General features: G+C 74.1%; 22 protein-coding genes and 1 pseudogene. 12 read left to right on the forward strand and 11 right to left on the reverse strand.

Annotation, left to right across the window (positions count from 1 at the left end; all coding sequences use genetic code 11):
* Positions 1–507 (reverse strand): annotated as a pseudogene (locus ACFV6D_RS03190) (hypothetical protein); the annotation flags it as partial.
* Positions 508–789: 282 nt separating this feature from the next.
* Between ACFV6D_RS03190 and ACFV6D_RS03195 the strand changes: the two are divergent.
* Together ACFV6D_RS03195 and ACFV6D_RS03200 are read left to right on the forward strand one after the other, a co-directional pair.
* Positions 790–1,197, forward strand: a complete 408-nt coding sequence (locus tag ACFV6D_RS03195) for a hypothetical protein (RefSeq protein ID WP_380558091.1) — start codon at positions 790–792, stop codon at positions 1,195–1,197.
* A 303-nt stretch (positions 1,198–1,500) separates the two neighbouring features.
* Positions 1,501–2,283, forward strand: coding sequence for a glucosamine-6-phosphate deaminase (locus ACFV6D_RS03200; RefSeq protein WP_371522117.1), 783 nt, complete (start codon positions 1,501–1,503; stop codon positions 2,281–2,283).
* 77 nt (positions 2,284–2,360) lie between these two features.
* Here the strand turns inward: ACFV6D_RS03200 and ACFV6D_RS03205 are convergent, their stop codons facing one another.
* From ACFV6D_RS03205 to ACFV6D_RS03215, 3 genes are all read right to left on the reverse strand, one after another.
* Positions 2,361–3,491 carry an aminotransferase class I/II-fold pyridoxal phosphate-dependent enzyme gene (locus tag ACFV6D_RS03205; protein ID WP_380558094.1) on the reverse strand — a complete coding sequence of 377 codons (1,131 nt, stop codon included), beginning with the start codon at positions 3,489–3,491 and terminating at the stop codon, positions 2,361–2,363.
* Positions 3,492–3,498: 7 nt separating this feature from the next.
* The gene (locus tag ACFV6D_RS03210) at positions 3,499–4,179 is read right to left on the reverse strand and encodes a transcriptional regulator (protein ID WP_380558097.1); all 681 of its coding nucleotides are present in this window, start codon (positions 4,177–4,179) and stop codon (positions 3,499–3,501) included.
* 166 nt (positions 4,180–4,345) lie between these two features.
* Positions 4,346–5,995 carry a beta-propeller fold lactonase family protein gene (locus ACFV6D_RS03215; protein ID WP_380558099.1) on the reverse strand — a complete coding sequence of 550 codons (1,650 nt, stop codon included), beginning with the start codon at positions 5,993–5,995 and terminating at the stop codon, positions 4,346–4,348.
* Between the two features lie 313 nt (positions 5,996–6,308).
* Between ACFV6D_RS03215 and ACFV6D_RS03220 the strand changes: the two genes are divergently transcribed.
* From ACFV6D_RS03220 to ACFV6D_RS03240, 5 genes are all read left to right on the forward strand, one after another.
* A complete protein-coding gene (locus ACFV6D_RS03220; RefSeq protein ID WP_380558102.1) occupies positions 6,309–6,752 on the forward strand; it encodes an RrF2 family transcriptional regulator in 444 nt (147 codons plus the stop codon).
* An 89-nt stretch (positions 6,753–6,841) separates the two neighbouring features.
* Positions 6,842–8,020, forward strand: coding sequence for a globin domain-containing protein (locus ACFV6D_RS03225; protein WP_363373508.1), 1,179 nt, complete (start codon positions 6,842–6,844; stop codon positions 8,018–8,020).
* A gap of 86 nt (positions 8,021–8,106) precedes the next feature.
* A complete protein-coding gene (locus tag ACFV6D_RS03230; RefSeq protein WP_380558105.1) occupies positions 8,107–8,868 on the forward strand; it encodes a (Fe-S)-binding protein in 762 nt (253 codons plus the stop codon).
* Positions 8,865–10,310 carry a lactate utilization protein B gene (locus ACFV6D_RS03235; RefSeq protein ID WP_380558108.1) on the forward strand — a complete coding sequence of 482 codons (1,446 nt, stop codon included), beginning with the start codon at positions 8,865–8,867 and terminating at the stop codon, positions 10,308–10,310. The genes ACFV6D_RS03230 and ACFV6D_RS03235 overlap by 4 nt, the downstream gene beginning before the upstream one ends.
* Entirely contained in the window at positions 10,307–10,990 is a 684-nt protein-coding gene (locus ACFV6D_RS03240; protein WP_380558111.1) for a lactate utilization protein C, read from the forward strand. Before ACFV6D_RS03235 ends, ACFV6D_RS03240 begins: the two co-directional genes overlap by 4 nt.
* Positions 10,991–11,005: 15 nt before the next feature.
* Here ACFV6D_RS03240 and ACFV6D_RS03245 read toward each other — a convergent pair whose 3' ends face one another.
* From ACFV6D_RS03245 to ACFV6D_RS03255, 3 genes are all read right to left on the reverse strand, one after another.
* A complete protein-coding gene (locus tag ACFV6D_RS03245) occupies positions 11,006–11,863 on the reverse strand; it encodes a hypothetical protein (RefSeq protein ID WP_380339468.1) in 858 nt (285 codons plus the stop codon).
* Positions 11,864–11,996: 133 nt separating this feature from the next.
* A complete protein-coding gene (gene ddaH / locus ACFV6D_RS03250; protein ID WP_063350594.1) occupies positions 11,997–12,824 on the reverse strand; it encodes a dimethylargininase in 828 nt (275 codons plus the stop codon).
* Positions 12,825–13,076: 252 nt separating this feature from the next.
* Positions 13,077–13,970 (reverse strand): MBL fold metallo-hydrolase, encoded by an 894-nt coding sequence (locus ACFV6D_RS03255; RefSeq protein ID WP_380558114.1) that lies wholly within the window; start codon positions 13,968–13,970, stop codon positions 13,077–13,079.
* A 220-nt stretch (positions 13,971–14,190) separates the two neighbouring features.
* On the opposite strand from ACFV6D_RS03255, the gene ACFV6D_RS03260 reads away from it, so the two are divergent.
* Positions 14,191–14,973, forward strand: coding sequence for an SGNH/GDSL hydrolase family protein (locus tag ACFV6D_RS03260; RefSeq protein WP_363373517.1), 783 nt, complete (start codon positions 14,191–14,193; stop codon positions 14,971–14,973).
* Between the two features lie 7 nt (positions 14,974–14,980).
* On the opposite strand, the gene ACFV6D_RS03265 is transcribed toward ACFV6D_RS03260, so the two are convergent.
* The gene (locus ACFV6D_RS03265) at positions 14,981–15,439 is read right to left on the reverse strand and encodes a DUF2809 domain-containing protein (RefSeq protein ID WP_380339462.1); all 459 of its coding nucleotides are present in this window, start codon (positions 15,437–15,439) and stop codon (positions 14,981–14,983) included.
* A 134-nt stretch (positions 15,440–15,573) separates the two neighbouring features.
* Between ACFV6D_RS03265 and ACFV6D_RS03270 the strand changes: the two genes are divergently transcribed.
* Positions 15,574–16,011, forward strand: a complete 438-nt coding sequence (locus ACFV6D_RS03270) for a ribonuclease domain-containing protein (protein WP_380558117.1) — start codon at positions 15,574–15,576, stop codon at positions 16,009–16,011.
* Between the two features lie 42 nt (positions 16,012–16,053).
* Here the strand turns inward: ACFV6D_RS03270 and ACFV6D_RS03275 are convergent, their stop codons facing one another.
* Both ACFV6D_RS03275 and ACFV6D_RS03280 read right to left on the reverse strand, forming a co-directional pair.
* Entirely contained in the window at positions 16,054–16,305 is a 252-nt protein-coding gene (locus ACFV6D_RS03275) for a hypothetical protein (RefSeq protein ID WP_380425726.1), read from the reverse strand.
* Positions 16,306–16,362: 57 nt separating this feature from the next.
* Entirely contained in the window at positions 16,363–16,854 is a 492-nt protein-coding gene (locus tag ACFV6D_RS03280; RefSeq protein WP_380425728.1) for a DUF5994 family protein, read from the reverse strand.
* A 595-nt stretch (positions 16,855–17,449) separates the two neighbouring features.
* Between ACFV6D_RS03280 and ACFV6D_RS03285 the strand changes: the two genes are divergently transcribed.
* Positions 17,450–19,312 (forward strand): APC family permease, encoded by a 1,863-nt coding sequence (locus ACFV6D_RS03285; protein WP_380558198.1) that lies wholly within the window; start codon positions 17,450–17,452, stop codon positions 19,310–19,312.
* Positions 19,313–19,341: 29 nt separating this feature from the next.
* On the opposite strand, the gene ACFV6D_RS03290 is transcribed toward ACFV6D_RS03285, so the two are convergent.
* Positions 19,342–19,920 carry a DUF5994 family protein gene (locus tag ACFV6D_RS03290; RefSeq protein WP_380558120.1) on the reverse strand — a complete coding sequence of 193 codons (579 nt, stop codon included), beginning with the start codon at positions 19,918–19,920 and terminating at the stop codon, positions 19,342–19,344.
* Positions 19,921–20,117: 197 nt separating this feature from the next.
* Between ACFV6D_RS03290 and ACFV6D_RS03295 the strand changes: the two genes are divergently transcribed.
* Together ACFV6D_RS03295 and ACFV6D_RS03300 are read left to right on the forward strand one after the other, a co-directional pair.
* A complete protein-coding gene (locus ACFV6D_RS03295) occupies positions 20,118–21,137 on the forward strand; it encodes a LysR family transcriptional regulator (RefSeq protein WP_380558122.1) in 1,020 nt (339 codons plus the stop codon).
* Positions 21,138–21,206: 69 nt separating this feature from the next.
* Positions 21,207–21,878 (forward strand): DUF3592 domain-containing protein, encoded by a 672-nt coding sequence (locus ACFV6D_RS03300; RefSeq protein ID WP_380558125.1) that lies wholly within the window; start codon positions 21,207–21,209, stop codon positions 21,876–21,878.
* Positions 21,879–21,897 lie beyond the last annotated feature (19 nt).

Raw genomic sequence — 21,897 nt, forward strand, 5'->3', positions numbered from 1 at the left:
GGCTGGTCTCTGCGGTGGTGTCTTGCTGCGCTGTGCACTCTCTCTGTGGTGGGGGGGTGTTGGTGTGGGTTGTGGGGTGTTGGCTCTCCCCCCCCCCCCCCCCCCGCCGCCTGGCCGACCCTCCAGGTACGCGTGTTGCGGGGCGAAGACCTTGAACGAGGCGGGTTCGCCGAGGGCGGGCAGCAGCACCCGGGAGAACTCGAACGGGACGGGCGCGCCGAGCCGGCCGGGCGCCACCTTGACGTGCTCGCCCGCGCCCTCCAGGTTCTCCACCACGTAGGTGGCGGAGGTGCTGAAGTTGGACAGCCGCCAGTAGTCCTCGGCGGCGGTGACCTCCCCCGCGCGCCGGGAGACGCCCTGGTCGGGCAGCGGGATGGGGGCCGGGCGGCCGGGCTCGCCGCGCCCGAACACCGCGGCCTCGCCGGGGCCCATCCGCAGCAGGCCGGGCGGTTCGCCGGGTGCCATCACGGGCCCCCGGTCGGGCAGTTGCACGATGACCGTGTCCACGCAGACACCTCCGCGGTTCGGGTCGATGCTAACGGCCCGATTCGCCCCGACGGCAGTTCGCCACTCGGACGAGTGAAGGGACACCGCCAACCCGGCCCGGGCGTCGCCGAGTTGCCCGCAGGCCTCCCACCTGGCGGTCCGTCGACCGCCCGACAGGCGGTTGCAGCACGTAGTTGAATGGTCACCTTGAGTGTGACGCAACACACACACGACATGACCACGTTCTGTGCAAGACTCATCTCAAGGAGTGAGATCCCCTTAATTTCCAAGGAGGTTCATATCATGCGCGCTCGGATCGCAGCTGTGACGATGATGGTGGCAGGGATAGCAGGCCTGGCGGCCGGACCGGCCATCGCGGCCCCGGCGACGACCGAGAACGAAGCGGTGGCCTGCGCCGCCGTGCTCAACACGCCCTGCATCTCGCACCAGCACGACGGCGAGGGCTTCTTCGGCGTCGCCCAGGTCTCCGCCGACTCACGCCAGTTGACGATGGTTCAGGTCGAGGTGCGGACCCAGAAGGCCTGGGGCAGCCCGTGGGAGACGGTCGCCTCCGCGACCACCGTGCGCCTGGGCTCCGCGAAGGCGGTCACCCCGCGCGTCGTCACCACCGACCTGCGGATCATCTGCGCCACCGCCGGCCCGGCGCTGGAGGCGGCCCAGCAGGTCACCACCTGTACCAACCCGTTCTGACGGGCGGCTCCCAACCCGTCCTGACGGACTGCGCCGCTCCACCAGCACCGAGGTCCTCGATCGACCCGACCCGACCCACCCCACCGCCGGGGCGTCCGCGCCCCGGCTCCAGGGCCGGCCGCCAGCGCACCCGGCGGCCGGCCCGTCGGCATGTGCAGCCCCGCAGGCGGGCTCCCGGCGGTCCGGAGGCCGGCAGAGCGGCTCCGACCAGGGCCCGAGTGGACCTGGGGCACCCGTTCACGGCAAACTGGTCTAGACCTCAAGGGTCTAGACCAAGCACCCGGCTCAGAACGGTGGACCAGTATGGAAATCGTGATCGTCCCTGACGCCTCAGCGGCCGGCGAACTCATCGCCGCGGCGATCACCGATCTGCTGACCGGCAAGCCCGAGGCCCTGCTCGGCGTGGCGACCGGCTCGACGCCGCTGCCGATCTACCAGGCCCTCGCCGAGCGGGTCCGCGACGGCCGGCTCGACGCCTCCCGGGCGCGCATCTGCCAGCTCGACGAGTACGTCGGCCTGCCCGCCGGCCACCCCGAGTCCTACCGCTCGGTGGTGCTGCGCGAGGTCGTCGAGCCGCTGGGCCTGACCGAGGACTCCTTCCTCGGCCCGGACGGCAACGCGACGGACATCGCCGCGGCGGCCGCCGACTACGACCGCGCGCTGGCCGCGGCCGGCGGCGTGGACCTCCAGCTGCTCGGCATCGGCACCGACGGTCACATCGGCTTCAACGAGCCCTGCTCCTCGCTGGCCTCCCGGACCCGGATCAAGACGCTCACCCGGCAGACCCGCGAGGACAACGCCCGGTTCTTCGACAGCCTCGACGAGGTCCCGCACCACGTCATCACCCAGGGCATCGGGACCATCCTGGAGGCGCGCCACCTCGTCCTGCTCGCCACCGGCGAGGCCAAGGCCGAGGCCGTCGCCCTCTCCGTCGAGGGGCCGCTGTCCGCCGCCGTCCCCGCCTCGGCGCTGCAGCTCCACCCGCACGCCACCGTGGTGGTCGACGAGGCCGCCGCCTCCGGCCTCAAGCTCGCCGACTACTTCCGCGACACCTACGCCGCCAAGCCGGCCTGGCAGAAGCTCTGAGGTCGGCGGGCCCGTTCGGGAGGCAGTCGCCTTCCGAACGGGCCCGAACCGCATTCCTTTCCAGCAGCACCCGGCGGTCAGCGCCCGCGGAGCCAGTCGCCGAAGGCCGCCAGGGCGGGGCCCGGATCGCGGCGCCCCAGGCCGATCCGGAAGCGGTCGACGGGGGCGGGCGTCAGGTCGGAGTGGAACATGCTCGCGGGCAGCAGCAGGACGCCCGCCTGCTCGACCAGCGCGGTGCAGAAGTCCTCGACCCCGTCCGCCCCGAGGTAGCGCGGGTAGGCGACGCAGCCGCCGTCCGGGGCACGCCACTCGAAGAGGTCGCCGAACTCGGCGAAGAACGCGTCGAACCGCGGCAGGTTCTCCGCGATGATCGCGCGGTTGCGCGCCAGGATCTGCTCACGGGCGTTGATCGCGATCCGGGCCAGCACCTCGCTCGGCGCCGAGTTGCAGATCGTGGTGTAGTGCTTGGCCCGCTCCAGCCGGGAGCGCAACTCCCGGTCGCGGCAGGCGATCCAGCCGATCCGCAGGCCGGGCAGGCCGAGCGACTTCGAGGTGACGTTGAGCGAGAGGGCGCCCGTGGAGAGGTCGGCGGCCTGCGGCAGCGCACGGGCCGGGTCGCGCTCCAGACCGCGGTAGACCTCGTCGGAGAAGAGCCGGATACCGCGCTCGTCACACAGCTCCACCAGTCGCGTGAAGTCGGCCGCGTCGATGACCTTGCCGGTCGGGTTGTGCGGGAAGTTCACCGACAGCACCCGGGTGTTCGGGCGCAGCGCGGCCGTGACCGCGTCGAGGTCGAGCGCCCAGTCGTCCTTCTCGTCCAGGGCGACGCCGGTGACCTCGCAGAGCGAGAGCGGGATGGTCTCGGCGGACTGATAGTTGGGGGTCACCACCACGGCGTGGTCGCCCCGGTCGAGGAGCACCTGCATGGCGAGGTTGAGCCCCTCCTGCGCGCCGCCGAAGCAGAGCACGTCGTCGGCGTCGACCTCCTGGTACATCCCGGCGATGGCGCGGCGCAGCTCCGGATCGCCGTAGGTCTCGGTGTAGCCGAGGGCGAGGCCGTCCCAGGCCCGGCGGTCCTCGGGGCCGGCCAGGGCGAGGAGTTCGGCCATCGTCATGGTCTGGGCGTCGGAGGCGGCGAGGTGGTGGCGGGCGCTGAACTCCCAGCGCGAGAAGTAGGTTTCGAGCCGGAAGTCGGGGAGCCTGGTCATCTCTCTGTCACTCGCTCTCGTCGGCGCCGGCGTCGGCGTCTGTGTCGGGGTGCCGGGGCTCGGGGGCCTGCTTGAGCTCGGCGAGCAGGGTGTAGGCGGTCGAACGGGAGACCCGCAGTGCGGTGGCGACGGCCGGGACGGCGCGGCGGACGGCGAACACCCCGGCCTGGTCGAGTTCGCGCAGGACGGCGAGCCGGTCCTCGCGGCCGAAGCGTTCGAGCGGGCGGCCGTGCGCGCGGACGTAGCCGCCGATCACGTCGTTCATCCGCTCCGTCCAGTCGCGTTCGAAGAGCGGTTCGGGGCGGGGCGCGGTGGGCGCGGCGAAACCCGCCAGCAGGGCGGCGGCGTGCTCCAGCGGGCCCCGGTCGAGGTTGACGCAGAGCACCGCCGAGGGCCGTCCGGCGTCGTCGCGCAGCACGGCGCTGACGGAGGAGAGCCGGCGCCCGTCGGGCAGCAGCTTCTCGTAGGGCCCGTAGACGTCGGGGGCGGACGGGTCGAGGGTGTCCAGTTCGCCGAGCAGCGACGGGTCGCCGGGGGTGCGGGGGGTCATCGGGTTCCAGATGGCCAGCACCTGGTCGGCGGTGGCGTCGTGCAGCACCACCTCGGCGTACGGCCCGAGCAGCAGGGCCACGGCGCGGCAGACCGGTGTCCAGGTCCGGACGCGCGGGTCGGGGGTTTCGGTGGTCATGTTCGGACTGTACGTCCAGACCAGACGTTTGGTCCAGATGTTTCGTTCAGGCGTTTCCTTGAGGCGTTTCCTTCAGACGTTTCGTCCGGTCGTCCGGGCATCCGGCGCCTGCGGCGACGACGAAGGCCCCGCCGACGCCGGCGGGGCCTTCGGTGCTGGGGGAGGGTCAGTGGCAGGTGATCAGCAGTCCGAGGACGGCGGTGCAGCTGCGGGTGTCCCGGCTGGTGGCCGGGGTCGGGTCGGCGGGCACGCCGGCGGTGCGGGCCACCGTGACGTCGAAGCTGCGGATCAGGCTGAGCAGGCCGACCGAGATCGAGAAGTGCCGGGTGGTGCTCGCCCCCTTGGCGAGCGGCCCGGTGAGCTTGCAGGTGAGCTTGGTGCCCGCGATGGTGCAGTCGCTGGAGGTCGCCGCGAGGCCGGCCGGGAGGTCGGCGGAGACGGTGCCCGAGGTCAGCGTGTCGGGGCCCTGGCCGGTCAGCGTGACGGCGTAGTCGACCCGGCCGCTCAGCAGGTTGGACACCGGCGTGGCGGTCAGGGCGACGCCGAGGTGGGCGCTGGGGGCCGTGTAGCTGAAGCGGTCGGCGGCGACGGCGGCGCTGGTGCCGCCGGGCGCGGTGACCCGGACGTCCACCGGCCCGGTCACCGTGGTGGCGGGGGCGGTGGCGGTGCAGCTGGTCTTGGTGCAGTTGAAGGCGGTGGCGGCGCCCGCCGCGCCGAAGGTCACGGCAGTGGCGCCGTTCAGGTCGGTGCCGGTGACGGTCACCGTCGTGCCGCCGACCCCCGAGCCGCCGGACGGGCTGATCCCGGTGACGGCCGGGACGGGCAGCGGGAAGTCGAGCACGTCGACGGCGCCGCCGGTGAAGTCGGTGAGGTAGCCGCGCCGGCCGTCGCCGGTGATCGCCAGGCTGTACGGGCTCGCGCCGACCGGGACGGTCGCGGTGACCGTCCGGCTGGCGGTGTCCACCACGCTGACCGTGTTGTCGGCGTAGTTGGAGACGTACGCCGCGCTGCCGTCCGGGGCGAGCGAGACGGCGTACGGGCCGGCGCCGACGGCGACGGTGCCGACGAGCGTGTTGCCGGTGGTGTCGACCACGCTCGCGGTGGCGTCGTCGGCGTCGGCGGCCCACAGCCGGGTGCCGTCCGGGCTGAGCGCGAGGCCGAAGACGCTGTGGCCGACGGGAACGGTGGCGCCCACCGTGCTGCTCGCGGTGTCGATCACGTTCACCGCCTTCGCACCGGAGGCGGCGACGTAGAGCCGCTTGCCGTCCGCCGAGACGGCCAGCCCGTGCGGCTCGGCGCCGACCGGGACGGTGGCGGTGACCGTGTTGGTGGTGGTGTCCAGCACGCTCACCGTGTTGGCCCCGGCGTTGCCGACGTAGGCGCGAGAGCCGTCCGCGGAGAGCGCGAGGCCCCACGGCTGGGCGCCGACCGGGACGGTGGCCGTCACGGTGTTGCTCGTGGTGTCCACGACGCTGACGGTGCCGTCGAGGTGGTGGGTCAGGTACGCCCGGTGCCCGTCGGGCGACAGGGCGACCGCGTAGGAGCCGGTGCCGGCGGTGAAGGTGGCGGCCACCGTGTTGCTCGTGGTGTCCAGCACGCTCACGGTGCCGCTGCTCTGGCTGGTCACGTAGGCGTGGCCGCCGTCCGGCGTGAGCGCCACGCCCGCCGGGTAGGGCGCCACCGGCACGTGCGCCTTGACGGTCGGCGGCGGTGTGGCGGCCTCGGCGGTGGCGGGCTGCGACAGCAGTGCGGCCGTGGCCGCGGCTATCGCGGTCACGGCCGTCCAGGTGCGCCCGGGTGCGCGACGTGTTCTCACGAGTCTCTCCAGCATGGTCGGTCAAGGGATGCAACGCCGGTCGCTCCAGCCCCCTGCGGATCCGGAGCCGCACGAAGCGTAGAAGCCGGTATGACCATCCGTCAGGGACTGATCGGTAATGTCGCCAACTGTTCAGATTCGACCGAGATTCGGACACCAGCAGCCGCCCGCCCCCCTCCCCGTCGCGACCGGGGGTCGACCTGGGGCCGGGCGCGGGCCGGGCACGGGCTGGTCGCGGGTGGGTCGGGACCGGTCGGGGGCGGGGCGTGCAGGAAATTGGAGTTGTGGAGTCGTATTCGATAGCGTTTCGAACGTGAGGCTGACCAAGAGCACCGACATCGCCCTGCGGATCGCCATGCGGCTGGCCGTCCTGAGCGAGGACGCCAACCCGACCACCCGCGAGGTGGCCGAGGCGGTCGGCGTGCCGTACACCCACGCGGCGAAGGTGGTCAGCCGCCTGCAGCACCTCGGGGTGGTGGAGGCCCGGCGCGGACGCGGCGGCGGGCTGCTGCTCACCTTCGCCGGCCGGACCGGCTCGCTCGGCCTGCTCCTGCGCGAGCTGGAGGGGGTCGGCGACGCGGTCGGCTGCGAGGACGACCCGCCGTGCCCGCTGCGGGCCGCGTGCCGCCTGCGCGGTGCGCTGCGGACCGCCCAGGAGGCGTTCTTCGCCGCGCTCGACCCGCTCAGCATCGACGACCTGGTGGCCGCGCCCACCGGGCCCGTGCTGCTCGGCCTCACCACCAGACCCACCGCCTGATCCCCCACTCCCCATCCCCCATCCCCCCGGGGCCGGGCTCACGCGCGGCCTTTAATGCGAATATCACATACCAGTTAGGAGCCGGACTGATGCTGTCCGCCAAGTCCGCCGAGGTCATCGAGGCCACCCTGCCCGTCGTGGGCGGCGCCATCGGGGACATCACCCCGCTCTTCTACGACCGGCTGTTCGCCGCCCACCCGGAGCTGCTGCGCGACCTGTTCAACCGCGGCAACCAGGCCAACGGCACCCAGCGGCAGGCGCTCGCCGGGTCGATAGCCGCCTTCGCCGGCGCACTGGTCGCCCACCCCGACCAGCGGCCGGACGCGATGCTCGCCCGGATCGCCCACAAGCACGTCTCCGTCGGAATCGACAGCAGCCAGTACCGGATCGTCCACGAGCACCTCTTCGCCGCCATCGTCGACGTGCTCGGCGAAGCCGTCACCCCCGAGGTCGCCGCCGCCTGGGACGAGGTGTACTGGCTGATGGCCAACGCCCTCGTCGCCGTCGAGGACCGGCTGCGCGCCGAGGCCGCCGCCGGCGGCGACCAGGCCGACCTCTGGCGCCCCTACACCGTCGTCGCCCGCTACCAGGAGACCGACACCGTCACCACCTTCCTGGTGCGCCCCGCCGACGGCGGCCCCGTCCCCGCCGCCCGACCCGGCCAGTACGTCTCGGTGCGCACCGAACTGCCCGACGGCGCCCGGCAGATCCGCCAGTACAGCCTCTCCGGCACCGCCGACGGCGCGCTGCGCTTCACCGTCAAGCGCGAGCCCGGCGGCGAGGTCTCCGCCCACCTGCACGACCACCTGCACACCGGCGGCCTCGTCCACCTCGCGCCCCCGCTCGGCGACATCGCCCTCGCCGACGGCGACGGGCCGGTGCTGCTCGCCTCCGCCGGCATCGGCAACACCCCGATGACCGCCATGCTCGACCACCTCGCCGCCACCGGCTCCCCCCGGCAGGTCGTCTCGGTACACGGAGACCGCGACCAGCTCACCCACGCCTTCCGCGCCGACCTCGCCCAGCTCACCGCCAAGCTGCCGAACGCCACCGCCCACGTCTTCTACGAGCGGCCGCTCGGCGACTGGCCCGCCGAGCGCACCGGCCTGGTCGACCTCTCCACCGTCGACGTCCCGGCCGGCACCACCGCCTACCTGTGCGGCCCGCTGCCCTTCCTGCGCGCCGTCCGCGAGCAGCTCCTCACGGCGGGCGTCCCGGCGGCGGACATCCACTACGAGGTGTTCGGCCCCGACCTCTGGCTCGCCTGAGACCCCCTGAGGTCCCCGACATCCCCCGGCCCGCTCGGTACGATCACGAGCGGGCCGGCCGGGGTCGCCGGACGAAAGGAGGGCCGATGCGGGTCGCACTGTTCGCCACCTGCGTCAACGACGCACTGTTCCCCGCCACGGCGGTCGCCACCGTCCGGCTGCTCGAACGCCTCGGCGTGACCGTGGACTTCCCCGCCGGGCAGACCTGCTGCGGGCAGCCGCAGTACAACACCGGCTACCGGCAGGCGTGCGAGCCGCTGCTGCGGCGCACCGCACGGGCCTTCGCCGGGTACGAGCACGTGGTGACGCCCTCCGGATCGTGCGTGGCCATGGTCCGGGACAACTACCCGCGGATCGGAGCCCGGGCCGCCGCCGACGGCCGGGGCGGCGAACTCGACTCCATGGCCGCCTCGTTGACGCCCCGGGTGTACGAACTGACCGAGTTCCTCACCGATGTGCTCGGCGTCGAGGACGTCGGCGCGCACTTCCCGCACACCGTCACCTACCACCCCTCCTGCCACGGCCTGCGGGTGCTCGGCCTCGGCGAACGGCCGCTGCGGCTGCTGCGCGCCGTCCGGGAACTGGAACTGGTCGAACTGCCCGGCGCCGAGGAGTGCTGCGGCTTCGGCGGCACCTTCGCCGTCAAGAACGCGGCCGTCTCGGCGGCCATGGCCGAGGACAAGATCGCCCACGCGCTCGGCACCGGCGCCCAAGTCCTGTGCGGCGCCGACAACTCCTGTCTACTGCACCTCGGCGGCACGCTGCGCCGCCGGGGCGCGGCACTGCGCCCGCTGCACCTGGCGGAGATCCTCGCCAGCACCGAGGAACACCCGTGGAGGCCCGCATGACCGGCACCTTCCTCGGCATGCCCGCCTTCCCGCAGGCGACCTCTGCGCAGGCGACCTTCCCGCAGGCCGCAGCGGAGGCCGTCCAGGACGAGCGGCTGCGCGCCAACCTGCGGCACGCCACCCACACCATCCGGGACAAGCGGGCCCGCGCCGTCGCCGAACTCGACGACTGGGCCGAACTGCGCGCCGCCGGCAAGGCGATCAAGGACCACACGCTGCGCCATCTCGACCGCTACCTCGTCCAGTTGGAGGAGGCCGTCACCGCGGCCGGCGGCATCGTGCACTGGGCGGCCGACGCCGAGGAGGCCAACCGGATCGTCGCCGACCTGGTCCGTGCCACCGGCGAAACGGAGGTCGTCAAGGTCAAGTCGATGGCCACCCAGGAGATCGGACTCAACGAGGCGCTCGCCGCCGAGGGGATCACCGCCTACGAGACCGATCTCGCCGAGCTCATCGTGCAGTTGGGCGACGACCGGCCCTCGCACATCCTGGTGCCCGCGATCCACCGCAACCGCGCCGAGATCCGGGAGATCTTCGCCGAGCGGATGGCCGACTGGGGCCGCCCCGCGCCCGAGGGCCTGACCGACTCCCCCGCCGAACTCGCCGAAGCGGCCCGGCTGCACCTGCGGGAGAAGTTCCTGCGCGCCCGGGTCGCGGTCTCCGGCGCCAACTTCATGGTCGCCGAGACCGGCACCCTGGTGGTCGTCGAGTCCGAGGGCAACGGCCGGATGTGCCTCACCCTGCCGCGCACACTGATCTCCGTCGTCGGGATCGAGAAGGTCGTGCCGACCTGGCAGGACCTGGAGGTCTTCCTGCAACTGCTCCCCCGCTCCTCCACCGCCGAGCGGATGAACCCGTACACCTCGTTGTGGACCGGCACCACGGAAGGCGACGGCCCGTCCGCCTTCCACCTCGTGCTGCTCGACAACGGGCGCACCGCCGCGCTCGCCGACCAGGTCGGCCGCCAGGCGCTGCGCTGCATCCGCTGCTCGGCCTGCCTCAACGTCTGCCCGGTGTACGAGCGGGCCGGCGGCCACGCCTACGGCTCGGTCTACCCGGGCCCGATCGGCGCCATCCTGACACCCCAACTGCGCGGCACCACCAGCCCCTTGGACGCCTCGCTGCCGTACGCCTCCTCGCTCTGCGGGGCCTGCTACCAGGTCTGCCCGGTGGCGATCGACATCCCCGAGGTGCTGGTGCACCTGCGCGAGCGGGTCGCCGAGCAGGGCGGACACCCGCTGGAGCGGGCCGCGATCGCGGCCGCCGGGTACGTGCTCGACCACCCGGCGGCGCTCGCGGCCGCCGAGCGGCTCGCCGGGCGCACCCGCGCGCTGCACCCGCGCCGGCTGCCCGGCCCGGGCCGGGCCTGGACCGACACCCGGGACCTCCCGGAGGTGCCCGCCGCACCGTTCCGCGACTGGTGGCGAAGGAACCGCTCATGACCGCACGGGAGTTCATCCTCGCCCGGGTCCGCGCCGCACTCGCCGGCCCCGACCCCGACCCCGGCCCTGACCCTGGCCCGGACCGGGACCCCGATCGGGACCGGGCAGCGGAGGAGCCGGTCGCCCGGGACTACCTGCGTACGCACAGTCCGGACGATCCGGCGGCCCTGCTCGACCTGCTGCACCACAACCTGGCCGACTACCGGGCCCGGGTGCACCGCTGCACCGAGGCCGAACTGCCCGCCGTCCTGGCCCGGTTGCTGGCCGAACGCGGCAGCCGCACGGTCGCCGTGCCGCCCGGACTGCCGCCCGCCTGGCTCAGCGCCACCGCCGTCACGGCCGTCCCCGACGACGGCACGCTCACCGCCGCCCGGCTCGACGCCGTGGACAGCGTCGTCACCGGCTGCGCGCTCGCGATCGCCGAGACCGGGACGATCGTGCTGGACGCCGGACCGGGCCAGGGGCGGCGGCTGCTCACCCTCGTCCCGGACCACCATCTGTGCGTCGTCCGGGCACCCGGGCAGGTCGTCGCCTCCGTGCCGCTCGCACTGCCCCGGCTCGACCCGGCCCGCCCGCAGACCTGGATCTCCGGGCCGTCCGCGACCAGCGACATCGAGCTCGACCGGGTCGAGGGCGTGCACGGCCCGCGCACCCTGGAGGTGCTGCTGGTCGAGGGCTGACCGGACCGCCGCGGCTCAGCTCATCGTCACGACGCTGTACCTGTCGTCCTGCGAGCTGTCCCAGGCGACCTGCACCCGGCAGTCGACCGGCCGCCCGGAAGCGGCCAGCCCCTGCCCCGCGATGGCCGCCGTCGGGTCGGCCAGCGTGCTGAACAGGCCGCCCGCCGGCGGGGCGCCGCCCGGTGCGAATCCCAGGTCCGCGGGCGCGACGGCCGTGGGGTAGAACACCGCCCGGCCCGTGATCGTGTACGTCCCCCGGGTGGTGTCCTTGCGCTTGCGTCCGGGGATGACCGAGCACAGCGAGAAGGTGTCCTCGGCGCCGTCCGAGACGTTGCCCGCCGCGTCCACCGTCCACAGCTCCCAGTAGCGGGCGACCGTGGCGTGGGCGCTCGACCCCTTCGCGGTGATGTACGAGTCGATCCGGCTGCCCGACATCGCGTTCCAGTTTGTGCCGTCCCACTCCTCCACGGCGAAGACGCGGTTGATCTCCTGGATGATGACGCCCTGCTGGGGCGCGGCGACGCTCAACTGCCGCCTGCGCTCGAAGTAGCCGCACTCGCCTTCCAGGTCGTCGGCCGTCAGGTGGGTGAGCGCGATCTGCGTCGCCGGCCCGGCCCCGGGTGTGGGGGCCCGCTGGACCGGCGTCCCCGCGCCGCCGGAGGCCTCCTGGCCGTGCCGCTGCTGCTCGACCAGCCGGGCCACCGCGGCGTTGCCGAGGGTGCGTTGCAGGGGCAGGGCCGTCGAAGGGGACAGCGGGCCGGCGGCCGCGGCCTCCCGGGCGCCCTCGGCCGGGAGGTCCGTGCTCCGGCGCTCGGGCGCCGCCCTGCGCCGCCGCGCCGCCTCGTCCTCGGATGTGGACGCCTGATCGCGCATGTGGCCCTCCCGTCGGCACGGCACCGCCCCGGATGCCCTGACCAAGCTCTACCGGACGGCGGGGCGGCCGGGAAGGTCCGCGAGGGCAGTGCGGAGGGCAGCGCGGAGGGCAGTGCGGACGGCAGGGTCCGATTCAGGCGGGCCGCAGCTCCAGCGTGCAGCACTTGGCTCCGCCGCCGCCCTTCAACAGCTCCGAGACGTCCACCGGGACCGGCTGGTAGCCGTGCTCGACGAGCCGCCCGGCCAGGTGTTTCGCCGCCTCGGGCAGCAGCACCCGGCGCCCGTCCGAGACCGCGTTGAGGCCGAACACCTCGGCGTCGGCCCGGTCGGCGAGGAGCGCGTCCGGGTACAGGGTGCGCAGCACGGCCCGGCTGTCGGCGTCGAAGGCCTCCGGGTAGTACATGACGTGGTCGTCGGCGAGCACGGCCAGCGCCGTGTCCAGGTGGTAGAAACGCGGGTCGACCAGGGTCAGGCCGACCACCGGGACGCCGAAGAACTCGCCCGCCTCGGCGTGCGCGGCCCGGGAGGTGCGAAAGCCCGTCCCGGCGAGCACCCGGCCGCCGGCCACCAGGTGATCGCCCTCGCCCTCGTTGACGTGCCCGGCGCGCTGCACCTCGCGGTAGCCGTGCGAGCGGAACCAGGCCTGGTAGGCCTCGGACTCGGCGGCGCGCTCCGGGTAGCGGAAGGTCGCGACCAGCGCCCGGCCGTCCAGCACGGTCGCGCCGTTGGCGGCGTAGACCATGTCGGGCAGGCCGGGCACCGGGTCGATCAGCTCGACGGTGTGGCCGAGGCGGCGGTACAGCCAGTACAGCCGCTCCCACTGGCGGACGGCGAGCGCGGTGTCGGTGGGCTGCGCCGGGTCCATCCACGGGTTGATCGCGTAGTCGACGGTGAAGTACGTCGGCCGGCACATCAGGTAGCGCCGCGGCCTGGCGGTGCGCTCCGGGGTCTGCGTGGGCATTCCTCAACCGTCCTCGGGTGCAGGGGAGTTCGGGGATTCCGTTCCCCAGGCCGCTGCCCCGGCAGGGCTGTTCGCACACCCGCGCGGGCGCCCCCGGCGGGCGCAGGCCCCCGCGCACCCGGCGCGGGCTCCGGCGCACGCGCGGCCGAGTGCCACGAGGCGGACCGCGCCGAGCACCGTCGGGACGGACCGCACCGAGCGTCACCGGCAGGCCGCGCCGAACGTCACGAGCGGGCCGTCACCAGCAGACCGTCACCAGCGGACCGCGCCGAAGTCCACCGGCGCGGGCCGCAGACCCCGACAGCGGTCGGCGAGCGCCCGCAGCCGGGCCGCCGCCTCCTCGGCGGGCATCCGGTGCCGCTGGCCGTGGCCGGGCAGCAGCCACTCGAAGCGCAGCGCGTCCAGGCTGCGGTCCAGCGAGGCGGAGAGCTCCTCGATCGAGTACCAGGTGACGGTGTCGTACACCTCCAGGTCACCGGTGGTGCGGGACCAGTACAGGGTGTCGCCGGTGAAGCAGTACCGCTCGTCGACCAGGTAGAGCACGCTGCCGCGGGTGTGGCCCGGGAAGGGGTGGGCGGTGACGCCGGGGGCGACCTCCACCGGTTCGACGCCGTGCAGCACCCGGTCGGCGTCGGGCGCAGCGTCCAGGTCGCCCTCGTGGATCCAGAGCCGGGCGCCGAGCCGGTCGGCGTACGCCCGGCCGTGCGCCGCGTGGTCGCGGTGCGTCAGCAGGATGTCGGTGACCGGGCCGAGGGCCTCGTACCGGGCCGCGAGCGGCTCGGCGTAGCGGGGCGTGTCGACCATCAGCCAGCCCGTGGGTCGGCGGCAGAGGTAGGAGTTGGCCCCGGCGTTGTGGCGGGAGTTGTGGCCGAGCAGCAGCAGGCCGTCGTCGAGGGCCAGCGGGAAGGGGTCGGTGGCCGGGTCGAGCGGGCCGGTGCCCGGCCGGATGGAGCGGGTGGGGCAGGCGTGGGCGGCGGCGAGCAGCTGGCCGTGCTCGGCCTCGTCCTGCGGCTGGCGGACCAGCTCGGAGCGGCCGGCGCGCTCACGGATCAGTCCGGGCGCGAGCTGCCGGGCCACGTCGCAGTTGGTGCAGCGGTCGTCGACGGACCACTGCCCGGGCAGGCCGGAGGTCGGATTCAGAGCCATGGATGTCTTCCCCCTGGAAGGACGGCGGCCGGGCCGGCCGCGCCCTTCGAGCATCGGCCGGGCGGGCCCAAAAGCGGAAGGGGGGCGGGATCTTGTGGTTTCCGGGGGCCGCCGCTCTGCACTCCGGCTGTATTCCGGGTGGGGCACGTGGCCCATCTCACGTACCGCCGGGGTCACCTACGGTGGCGTAGGTCACTTGAATGGGTGAACTATCTCCTTCATGCCGAACCTCCAGGAGACCCTTGACCTCAGTTCGTATGCCGCCCTCGGCGACAGCTTCACCGAGGGCCTGAACGACCCCGGTGCCGACGGCGCCTTCGCCGGCTGGGCCGACCGCCTGGCCGGGCTGCTCGCCGACGGACGGCCGCCGGGCGGGTTCCGCTACGCCAACCTGGCGGTGCGCGGCCGACTGCTGGACCAGATCATGGCCGAGCAGGTGCCGCAGGTCCGCCGGCTCCAGCCCGACCTGGCCACCTTCTGCGCCGGCGGCAACGACATCCTGCGGCCCGGCAGCGACCCGGACGAGGTCGCCGAGCGCTTCGAGGCGGCCATCGTCCAACTCACCGCCTCCGCCGGGACGGTGCTGATCTGCACCGGCTTCGACACCCGGGACGTACCGCTGTTCAAGCACCTGCGCGGCAAGATCGCCACGTACAACGGGCACATGCGGGCGGTCGCCGACCGCAACGGCTGCAAGGTGGCCGACCTGTGGTCGCTGCGCGCCGTCCAGGACCGCCGGGCCTGGAGCGAGGACCGGCTGCACCTCTCCCCCGAAGGCCACCAGCGGGTCGCCCTGCTGGCCGCCCGCTCCCTGGGGCTGCGCACCGAGCAGGACCCGGAGGCGCCCTGGCCGACCACCCCGGAGCTGTCCGCCGCCGACCAGCGGCGCGAGAACCTCCAGTGGGCCCGCGAGTACCTGCTGCCCTGGGTCGGCCGACGGCTGCGCGGGGAGTCCTCGGGGGACCACGTCGAGGCCAAGCGGCCTGATCTACTCCCGCTCTGACGCCTCGTCAGGCGGAACCGGGTGCTGCGGTCCTCCTCGCAGCCCTTGCGGCCCTCCCGGCCCTTGCGGTCCACGCGGCCTTCGCGGTCCGCAGCACCCGGTGCACCAGCGCGGCGAACGCGGCGCCGACCAGGTACCAGAACAGGTCCGGCGGGTTGAACGTCGACCCCAGCACCAGCCGGGCCAGCCCGCTGCGCCGCCCCAACTCGTCTGGCACACCAGTGATCTGGAACAGCTCCACCGCCCAGCTCAGCCCCGCCGCCACCACCGCCGCCCGCCCCGGTCGAACACGGGGCGCGACCAGCACCACCAGCGCGTACACCAGCACCGTGTAGAGCGCGTCCCCGGCGTACTTGGCGACGTCCCCGCCCAGCCCGGCCCGCACGCCCAGCCCGGCCGCCACCGTCGCCCCGGCCGCCAGCAGCGGCACCGCCCGCACCCGCAGGTGCCCCCAGAGATCATCCATCCGCCCCACCCTACGACCCGCCCGCCGGCCACCGGCGCCCGGCGCCGGGGCTGGTCCGGACGGGCGACTTCGCGCATCCGTGACGCCCGGGCGTCGTTGGCCGCTGCGTGACCGCACACCGAAGCCTGCTCCGCATGGCCGCCGCCGCCCTGTTCCTGACGGCCGCCGCCGCTCCCTCCGCCGCCCCGGCCGGCGCCGCCGTCCCCGCGACCCACCCCGCACCGCGGATCGTCCGCGGCATCCTCGAACCCCCGCTGCCCGTCGACCAGTTCCCGCCCCAGGTCGAGGAGGCGTGCCAGATCTGGCACGACCTGCACTGGCCGACCGCGAACGCTCCTCGGGACTACCCGGTGGCCGACTCCCCCTTCGTGATCCGCGGCAGCAACGTCTACGGCAACCGCAGCGGCGACCTCCCCCAGGACGGCCACTACCGCGAGTACGACGTCAACCCGCGCTCGCCCGGCCAGCACCGCGACGCCGAACGCCTGGTGCGCGACCCCGCCACCCAGCACGTCTGGTACAGCGACGACCACTACGCCAACTTCCTTGAGATCAGCTCGGGATGCTCCTGATCCGACCCCACGGACACCGCCCGCAGGCCGGGCCCGGGCACGTCACTCGCGTGACCACTCAGTCTCGGCCTCGGGCTCGCCGACGGCGTCGGACCCGCCCCAGACCCGGACCCTGACCGCCCTGGGCCCCGGGGCCGGTCGGGACAGCGTGCGCACGAACACCTCGCGGACGTGGTTGGCGGCCTGCTGGGGCGGCCCGTCGTAGTCCAGGGGATTCGGCATGGGCGCGCCGCCCTGCCGGGCCCAGTGGCCGTCGTCGTCCTGGGTCTCCAGGACCCATCGGTAGTGCCGCATCCTGACCTCCTCCGGCCCGGGGCCGCTCCTCGGTGCTGTCCGGTCTGTGCAGTCCGGTCAGTGCAGTTCGGTCGTGGGCTCGGAACCGATGCCGGTGTCCAGGAGGATCTGCCGCGCCGAGTCGGTGCCGCCGGCCCGGACCGCGCGGGCCATCGAGGCCAGGGCCGCTTCCCGGCCCGCCTGCGGCGGAACCACGAGCAGACTGAAGTGATCGCGGTCGCCCCGCGTGACGATCACCGTGTCGTCGCCGACCGGATACCGGTCGATGCGCACCGACCGGCCGTCGACGACGATCCGGGCCGGCACCTCGTCCCAGGCGTCCGCGTCCAGGCCCACGCTCACCACGGGGCCCAGGTGTTCGGTCAACGCGCCGACCAGGCCGGGCAGTTCGGCGCCGATGTTCCGTGACCGCGGCCACCAGGCGCCATCGAGTGCGCCCTCGCGGGACCGCGTGGTCTCCAGGCGCAACAGGACCGTCCCCGGTTTCACCGCCTGCCGGAAGCGGTCCGGCAGAAGCCCGGGGTGCGGGGCACCGGCATCGTCCGACATGGCTCGCCGCCTCTCCGCGGGCGCGGATCGGGCCCGCTGAACGGGGCCGACTCTTCGGTTCCGGCAACTGGGCCGCCCCGCCCTCCCACGGTACTCCGACCGCACCGGGGCCGAACGGGCGCCGGCGGACGCCTGCACGGGAGGGACGGCCCTGCTCGACGACCCGGCGTCGGCCCCGCGCCACCGGGAGCCGCGATGCGTAACACTGTGTGTCGTGTCGAATACGAAGAATGACGGCGGTGGCGCCGGGGCGAGCGGCGCACCCAGTCCCGACGCCACGCTGCCGGTCCTCGACCGGCAACAGGTCGGGGTACTGCGCCGGGTGGGCCGGGAATGGGGCCGGGCGGCCGGGGATCCGCAGGCGTGGCGCCGGGCGCTGCCGGTGGACCCGGAGCTCGGCCGCTTTCCGGCCTCCTCCGAGATCCGGCCGGTGCGCTTCGGCCGCTTTGTGCGGGTGGCCACGGTCGGCGGGCAGCCGCCGGTCGAGGCGGGCGGCAAGGACGCCCCGGCCTCCCGACTCGGCCGGGCGGGCGCCGGGGTCAGGCACGTGCTGCTCGGGGCCCCGCTGCGCAGTACCGCGATCGCGCACGAGCGGATGCGCAAGCTGGTGGCGCTGCCGGTGCTCTCCGCCGACGCGCTCTCGTCCGTCGCCTACGGGCCCGAGGCGATGCTGGCCGTCCTGGTCCTGGCGGGCACCGCCGGCCTGCGCTACTCGGTCCCCATCGCCGCGACGATCGCGTTCCTGATGCTGGCGGTCGGGGTGTCCTACCGTCAGACGATCCGCGCCTACCCGCACGGCGGCGGCTCGTACATCGTCGCCACCGCGAACCTCGGCCGCCTCCCCGGGCTGGCGGCGGCCGCCGGTCTGATGACGGACTACATCCTCACGGTCGCGGTCTCGATCGCCTCCGGCATGGAGGCCGTCACCTCGGCGGTCCCCTCGCTGCGGGGCGACGCCGTGCCGATCGGCCTCGCCGTGATCGGTGTGCTGCTCGCCGGGAACCTGCGCGGCGTACGGCAGGCGGGCGTCCTGTTCGCCGCACCGACCTACGCCTTCGTCGTCGCCGTCCTCGCCCTCATCGCCTTCGGCCTGTACGACGCGGCCGGCCACGGCTTCCAGCCCACCGCCACTCCGCAGTCGACCGCGACCGAGGGGGTCGGCGTACTCCTGGTCCTGCGCGCCTTCGCCTCCGGCTCGACGGCGATGACCGGCATCGAGGCGATCTCCAACGCCGTCCCGGCCTTCCAGCCCACCGAGTGGCGCAACGCCCGTACCACCCTGACCTGGATGGTCGGCCTGCTGATCGTGCTCTTCGCCGGCACGGTCGCGCTGGTCCACCTCGACGGCGTCGTCCCCGACGCCCAGGAGACGGTGCTGTCGCAGCTCGCCCACCGCGCCTTCGGCCCGGGCTTCGGCTACGTCTTCACCCAGGCCGCCACGGCCGCGATCCTGCTCCTGGCGGCCAACACCGCCTACAACGACTTCCCCCGCGTCCTCTACCTCCTGGCACGCGACAACCAGGCGCCGCGGATCTTCCTACGGCTGGGCGACCGGCTGGCCTTCAGCAACGGCATCGTCGTGCTCTCGGTCGCCGCGGCCGCGATCTACGCGGCGTTCGACGGCATGACGGCGCCGCTGATCCCGCTGTACGCGGTCGGCGTGTTCCTCGCCTTCACGCTGTCGCAGACCGGGATGGTCGTGCACTGGTGGCGCCTGCGCGACCGCCACTGGCGCAAGAGTCTGATCTTCAACGCCGTCGGCGCGCTGCTCTCGGCGATCGTGCTCGTCACCGCCGCGATCACCAAGTTCACCTCGGGCGCCTGGTTCGCCGCGCTCGTGGTGGGCCTGTTCATCCTGGTGGCCACCAGGATCCGGCACCACTACGAGCAGGTCGCCGCGGCGCTCGCCCTGCACCCGCACGCCGTGGAGGTCCCCGGCCGCGCTCTCACCCGGCCACGCCCACGGGACGGCGCGCCGCCCGCACCCTCCGCGGAGGCGAAAGCGGAGGGTGAGCGCGAGGCGGAGAGCGAGGCCGAGAGCGAGGAGACTCCCGAGGAGATCCACCCCCTGCTGATCGTGCCGATCGCCGCACTGGACCTGGCCGGCATGCGCGCCCTCGCCTACGCCGCCTCGCTCCGCCAGCCCGTCCTCGCCCTGCACATCAGCGCCAGCGAGGAGGAGGCCCGGCGCTTCCGCGCGTACTGGAACCTGTGGGGCGACCACCTGCCCCTGAAGATCCTCCTCTCCCCCTACCGCACGATCGTCGCGCCCCTGGTCAACTACATCGAGTCCCTGCACGACCAGCGCCCGGACCTCACCCTGACCGTCGTCCTCCCGGAGATCGTCGTACGGCACCGGCGCCACCGGCTCCTGCACAACCGGCTCGCCCCCCGCCTGCGCAGGGCGCTCCGCCCGCTGCCGAAGATCGTCGTCACCACCGTCCCCTTCCACGTCTGAGGCCTGTCCGGGTGTCCGCACCCGGACCGCTACGCGCCGGCGGGCCAGGAGGCGGCGCGGCTTCGGGCGACGTCCGCCCGCCGGCCGACCTCGCCCTCGCCGGTGGCGGGCACGAGCGCCGAGGGCAGGACGTCGGTACCGGGTTCCGGTCCGGTCGCGCCGCGGCCCGGCTCCGGGGCGAGCAGTTCGCTCGCGGTCCGGATGTCGGCGGGGTCGGCCGCCCGCGACATCAGCCGCTCGGCGGTGACGGCGTCCGTCTCCGGCGGTACGACCAGCAGGTTCAGCCGCAACGGAGCGTACGAGCAGACCACGATCAGGTGCTCGTCCTGCTCGATGGTGAACCAGCCCACGTGGACGGTGTGCCCGGCGACCGGGGCCCGGTGCGGGACGGTCGGCCACTGCGCGGGGTTCACGGTGACCCGGGTGACCCGCCCCCACGGACCGTCCAATGCGGCGGCGAGGGAGGGGAGTTCGAGGAGAAGGTCACGCGAGCGGGGCCACCAGGCGCCGTCCAGCCGACCGGGCCGGGTGCCCTCGGGTACCCGGGAGAGCCGTGCTGCGGGTTCCGGGGCGGTGGGCGTCATCGCGCGATCGAGGGTCGTGGTCATGATCGAAGACCTGTCCCCGGACCCGGCCTCGGGCCGGATCCGGCATCGCCGTTCGCCGGAGACGACGCCAGTTGTCTTGCCCGGCATGCGAGGTGCCTTCGGTGATGTCCAGGCTACTCTCCGCCAGGCCCGGACCTCGTATGGTCTGCCAGGATGGGCGTCCTCGACCCCGGGCGCGGCGAAAGGGCGGCACAGCGGTGGAACTCGACCCGAAGAGGCTGCTGATCCTGCGCCGGATCGCCGACGCCGGCAGCGTGGCGGGCGCCTCGCGCGCGCTGGGGCACACCCCCTCCGCGGTGTCCCAGCAACTGAGCCGGCTGGAACGCGAGGTCGGCGTCCCCCTGGTGGACCGCACCGGCGGACGGGCCGAACTGACCGCCGCCGGCCGCCTGTTGGCGGGCTACGGCGACCGGATCGGCCAGGCGCTCCAGGACGCCGCCCGCGACCTGCGCGCACTCGGCGCCGCCGCCACCGGCCCGGTCGCCATCGGCGTGCCGCCGCCCGCCATCACGTTCTTCGCCACCACCGCCGTCCACCTGCTCGCCCGCACCCACCCCGACCTGGCCCCCCGCCTGGTGGAGACCGGACGGCAGGAGGGCCTGCGCGCGCTGCGCCTGGGCGAACTGGACGTCCTGGTCATCGAGGACGACCGGCAGGAGCCCACCCCGCTGCCGCCCGGCGTCGAGGCGAGCGTCATGTTCGAGGACGCCTACCGCCTGGTCGTCCCCTCGGACTGGACCCCGCTCACCGACCCCGCCCAGCTGTCCGGCCGCCCCTGGATCGCCGCCCCGGCCGGCTCACCCCGGCAGCTGGCCTTCCGACGCCTGGCCGCCCGGCACGACATCGTGCCCCTGGTCGAGCACACCGCCCGCTACCGCTTCGCCGTCTACACCATGCTCGCCGCCCGTCTGGGCGCGGCGATCCTGCCCGCGAACGCCGCCGCCCTGATCGGCCCGGCCGCCGGCACCGTCACCACGCTGCCGGTGCCGGGCGCCTACCTGGTGCGCCTGCTGCGCCGCACCGGACCGTGGGGGGCACCGCCGGCGGTGCGGGTGGCGGCCGAGGCGCTGCAGAGCGCACTGCTGGCGGCGAGCGAGCGGCTGGCGGCCCAGGGCCTGACCGAGAGTGAGCCGCGCGTGAACGGCCACCTGGTCGACCCCAGCGCGCCGAGCACACCTGAGGGCCCGCCCGCCGAGCCGCCCGCCGGGGCGCCGTAAGCGCTGCTGAACGCCGGGGGTGAGCGCCGCTTGCTGGTGCCCGGCCCGGCCCTCTGCCAGCGTGGCCGGGTGACCACCATCGCGGACGAGCGACCCCCCGTCCCTGCTCCTCCCCCCTCCGGCCGGCTGCGCCGCCGGGCGCGCGCCGCCACGCGCCTGCTCCAACGGGCGGCCTGGGCCACCACGCTGGTCGGCGCGGTGACGACGGCCTGCACGTCGTGGGGATCCACGCCCTGGTACGCCGGCTGGATCGGCGCGGCCGGTGCGGCGGCACTCGCGGCGCTGGCCTCGCCGGTGCGGCTGGCCCTGGGCGAGAGCCCGCGCTCCGGCTCCGCCTCCGCCCTGTTCCACGCCGCCATGCTCGCCCTGATGGTCTGCGCCTTCGCCGGCTGCTTCGCCTTCTCCCTCAGCGGTTGGTTCCACGAGCACGACCGCGACCTGCACGCCACGCTGCGGGTGTCCGCCACCGTCACCGGCTGCCACAGCAGCGGTGACACCAGCACCGAGTGCACCTTCCTCTGGACGGCGGACGGGCACGAGTACCGCGCCGCCGAGGGCACGGACGTGCAGTGGCCCGACGGGCACCGGGTCGACGTACGGATCGATCCCGCCCACCCGCAACGGGATCCCGTCACCGACGGCGGCTACTGGCCACTGTGGATCGCGGTCGTCGTGGGCGGGCTCGGCATCCCGTTCAGCCTGTGCGTCTGGTGGGTCCTGGAGGAGGCCGCGAACTACTGACGCCGGGGCGGGGCGGGCC

Origin of the sequence: Kitasatospora sp. NPDC059812 (assembly GCF_042732075.1) — a bacterium.
Taxonomy (GTDB): domain Bacteria; phylum Actinomycetota; class Actinomycetes; order Streptomycetales; family Streptomycetaceae; genus Kitasatospora.

What these genes read in the sequence shown, in the direction of transcription:
- ACFV6D_RS03195 (WP_380558091.1), top strand. Translation starts at nt 790, where the DNA reads ATGCGCGCTCGGATCGCAGCTGTGACGATGATGGTGGCAGGGATAGCA.
- ACFV6D_RS03200 (WP_371522117.1), top strand. Translation starts at nt 1,501, where the DNA reads ATGGAAATCGTGATCGTCCCTGACGCCTCAGCGGCCGGCGAACTCATC.
- ACFV6D_RS03205 (WP_380558094.1), bottom strand. Translation starts at nt 3,491, where the DNA reads ATGACCAGGCTCCCCGACTTCCGGCTCGAAACCTACTTCTCGCGCTGG.
- ACFV6D_RS03210 (WP_380558097.1), bottom strand. Translation starts at nt 4,179, where the DNA reads ATGACCACCGAAACCCCCGACCCGCGCGTCCGGACCTGGACACCGGTC.
- ACFV6D_RS03225 (WP_363373508.1), top strand. Translation starts at nt 6,842, where the DNA reads ATGCTGTCCGCCAAGTCCGCCGAGGTCATCGAGGCCACCCTGCCCGTC.
- ACFV6D_RS03230 (WP_380558105.1), top strand. Translation starts at nt 8,107, where the DNA reads ATGCGGGTCGCACTGTTCGCCACCTGCGTCAACGACGCACTGTTCCCC.
- ACFV6D_RS03235 (WP_380558108.1), top strand. Translation starts at nt 8,865, where the DNA reads ATGACCGGCACCTTCCTCGGCATGCCCGCCTTCCCGCAGGCGACCTCT.
- ACFV6D_RS03240 (WP_380558111.1), top strand. Translation starts at nt 10,307, where the DNA reads ATGACCGCACGGGAGTTCATCCTCGCCCGGGTCCGCGCCGCACTCGCC.
- ACFV6D_RS03245 (WP_380339468.1), bottom strand. Translation starts at nt 11,863, where the DNA reads ATGCGCGATCAGGCGTCCACATCCGAGGACGAGGCGGCGCGGCGGCGC.
- ddaH (WP_063350594.1), bottom strand. Translation starts at nt 12,824, where the DNA reads ATGCCCACGCAGACCCCGGAGCGCACCGCCAGGCCGCGGCGCTACCTG.
- ACFV6D_RS03255 (WP_380558114.1), bottom strand. Translation starts at nt 13,970, where the DNA reads ATGGCTCTGAATCCGACCTCCGGCCTGCCCGGGCAGTGGTCCGTCGAC.
- ACFV6D_RS03260 (WP_363373517.1), top strand. Translation starts at nt 14,191, where the DNA reads ATGCCGAACCTCCAGGAGACCCTTGACCTCAGTTCGTATGCCGCCCTC.
- ACFV6D_RS03265 (WP_380339462.1), bottom strand. Translation starts at nt 15,439, where the DNA reads ATGGATGATCTCTGGGGGCACCTGCGGGTGCGGGCGGTGCCGCTGCTG.
- ACFV6D_RS03270 (WP_380558117.1), top strand. Translation starts at nt 15,574, where the DNA reads ATGGCCGCCGCCGCCCTGTTCCTGACGGCCGCCGCCGCTCCCTCCGCC.
- ACFV6D_RS03275 (WP_380425726.1), bottom strand. Translation starts at nt 16,305, where the DNA reads ATGCGGCACTACCGATGGGTCCTGGAGACCCAGGACGACGACGGCCAC.
- ACFV6D_RS03280 (WP_380425728.1), bottom strand. Translation starts at nt 16,854, where the DNA reads ATGTCGGACGATGCCGGTGCCCCGCACCCCGGGCTTCTGCCGGACCGC.
- ACFV6D_RS03285 (WP_380558198.1), top strand. Translation starts at nt 17,450, where the DNA reads ATGCGCAAGCTGGTGGCGCTGCCGGTGCTCTCCGCCGACGCGCTCTCG.
- ACFV6D_RS03290 (WP_380558120.1), bottom strand. Translation starts at nt 19,920, where the DNA reads ATGACCACGACCCTCGATCGCGCGATGACGCCCACCGCCCCGGAACCC.